Consider the following 2,047-nt stretch of genomic DNA (forward strand, 5'->3'; position numbering starts at 1 on the left):
GGCATAGGCCGCGCGCCGCTGCTCCGGATCCACCCAGTTCGACTTGCGAAGGATGGCTTCGGCTTCGGCCTGGAGGCCGTCGTCGACCTTCGCGGTCACCAGCGTGCCGCCGCGGCGCACACCTTCGGCATAGACGTGCGCGTGTTCTTCGGACACACCGGATTCGGTCAGAGCGCCGATCAGCCCGCCGGCAGCACCGCCTGCCACAGCACCGGCAACTGCACCCGCAGCCGTGGCAGCAAGCCACCCGGCGGCGACCACCGGCCCGACACCTGGGATGGCCATGATGCCGAGGCCTGTCAGCAGGCCACCGACGCCGCCAACGGCAGCGCCGACGCCCGCGCCGGTTCCAGCGCCTTCAGCGGCATTGGTTTCCTTGCCATGGCGTTCGTCCGCATTGTTGGAAACGATGCTGATATCGCTGGAGGGCACGCCGCGTGCCTCAAGCGCGCTGACGGCGGCGCTGGCATCGGAGTAGTCGTCAAATAGTCCGGTAACGGTTTTCATGGGAATCTCCTGAAGTCTGAATTTACTTGGCGACGATGTTGCCCTGGTAGTCGAGCGCGACGGTCACGGCCTTGCCATCCTTCATCGCCTTCGCCTGCCAGATGCCCTTGTCGTCCAGGGCAAGGTCAGTGACCTCAGCATAGCCAGCCTCGGCGATGCGTTCCTTCGCCTGGTCTTCGGTGAAGCTGTTGGCACCCTCGACCGGCGCCGTCGCATTCTTGCTGTCGGGCGTGGCAACCGCGGGCGTGTCGCCATCAGTCGTCGGGGTCGTGGACGTCTGAGCAAAGGCGCCAAAAGTCGAGGCGCCCAGAAGCGCTGCGGCTAGGAGAAGTTTTTTCATGATTCTATCCTCGTTGAGGCCTGAGAGCAGGCTCCATAGGAACACCCTGCCGGCCGCATGGTTCCACAAGCAGAAAAATAGAAAATGATGATTATAGTCGGTGGAACATCAGCCGTTTCAAAGAGTTGACGCGCCATGCTGCGAACGTTCGCTCGCAGGCAATTGGAGGTCTTCAAAATGGGTCGCGGTATTCTTCTCTGGCTTCTGGGCATTCCCCTGCCGATCGTCATCCTGCTCGTTCTCTTCCTGCGATAGGAGGCAGACATGTCCCTTTACAGTTCTGACGTCTCCGACGTGGGCGTGGAATCCAGCACGCCAGCGCTCGCCTGGGGTCCCGTCATCGGCGGCTCGGTCGCGGCGGCCGCCACGACGATCATCCTCCTCCTTCTGGGTTCAGGGGTCGGCCTTACGATGGTCTCACCCTGGGCGGGGGAAAGCGCGTCCTTTACAGCGGTCAGCGTGACGGCCGCGATCTGGTTCGTCGTCGTGCAATGGCTCGCTTCGGCGCTTGGCGGCTATCTCACCGGCCGCCTTCGCACCAAATGGGCCGGCATCCATACGGACGAGGTCTTCTTCCGCGACACGGCGCATGGCTTCCTGAGCTGGGCCCTGGCAACGGTCGTCGTTGCGGGCCTCGCCGGGTCCGCCTTCACGTCTCTTGCCGGCACGGGCGTGCAGGCCGCCTCGACGGTCGCCGCAACCGCGACGGTTGCAGGCTCGGCCGCGGCAGCAAACAGCGATGCGTCGCCCGACGCGGCCACCGGCTACTTCACCGACCTTCTCCTTCGCCCGCAGGATCTGACGACCCGGGCGCAGGGGGATGACGCATCGGCCACCGCCGAGATTTCCCGCATCCTGGTGCAAGGCGCGGTAAACGATGGCGTGCCGGAAGCCGACCGGGCTTACATGTCCGCCATCGTCGCGTCGCGGGCCGGCGTGACCCCGGAGGAAGCGCGTGCCCGCGTAGACCAGGTCCTTCAGCAGGTCGAGGATGCGAAGAATGCCGCGCTGAAAGCCGCCGACGAGGCACGCAAGTCCGCCGCGACGGTGGCGATGCTCGGTGCCCTGTCGCTGCTCGTCGGTGCGTTCATCGCGTCCGCTTCCGCCGCCCTCGGTGGACGCCAGCGTGACGACGAAGAAACCGCATTGATCGTCAAGCGCTAGACCTGATCGAAGCCGCCTCCCGGGGCGGCTTCTTTC

The 2,047-nt window shown here is 65.0% G+C and carries 3 protein-coding genes; 1 reads left to right on the forward strand and 2 read right to left on the reverse strand.

All coding sequences use genetic code 11. The features are described from left to right. Both AC1RWL_RS32145 and AC1RWL_RS32150 read right to left on the reverse strand, forming a co-directional pair. Positions 1-507: general stress protein (locus tag AC1RWL_RS32145; protein WP_493097552.1), on the reverse strand; the 507-nt coding region annotated here is incomplete at its 3' end. 22 nt (positions 508-529) lie between these two features. Then, the gene (locus AC1RWL_RS32150) at positions 530-847 is read right to left on the reverse strand and encodes a PepSY domain-containing protein (RefSeq protein WP_492650533.1); all 318 of its coding nucleotides are present in this window, start codon (positions 845-847) and stop codon (positions 530-532) included. Between the two features lie 264 nt (positions 848-1,111). On the opposite strand from AC1RWL_RS32150, the gene AC1RWL_RS32155 reads away from it, so the two are divergent. Next, on the forward strand, positions 1,112-2,011 hold the full coding sequence (locus AC1RWL_RS32155; RefSeq protein WP_493097549.1) for a hypothetical protein: 900 nt from the start codon (positions 1,112-1,114) through the stop codon (positions 2,009-2,011). The last annotated feature ends 36 nt before the right edge of the window (positions 2,012-2,047 follow it).

Source organism: Shinella sp. GW821-FHT10F02 (assembly GCF_058809275.1).

Coding starts and splice junctions, on each gene's coding strand:
- AC1RWL_RS32150 (WP_492650533.1), bottom strand. CDS start 847: ATGAAAAAACTTCTCCTAGCCGCAGCGCTTCTGGGCGCCTCGACTTTT.
- AC1RWL_RS32155 (WP_493097549.1), top strand. CDS start 1,112: ATGTCCCTTTACAGTTCTGACGTCTCCGACGTGGGCGTGGAATCCAGC.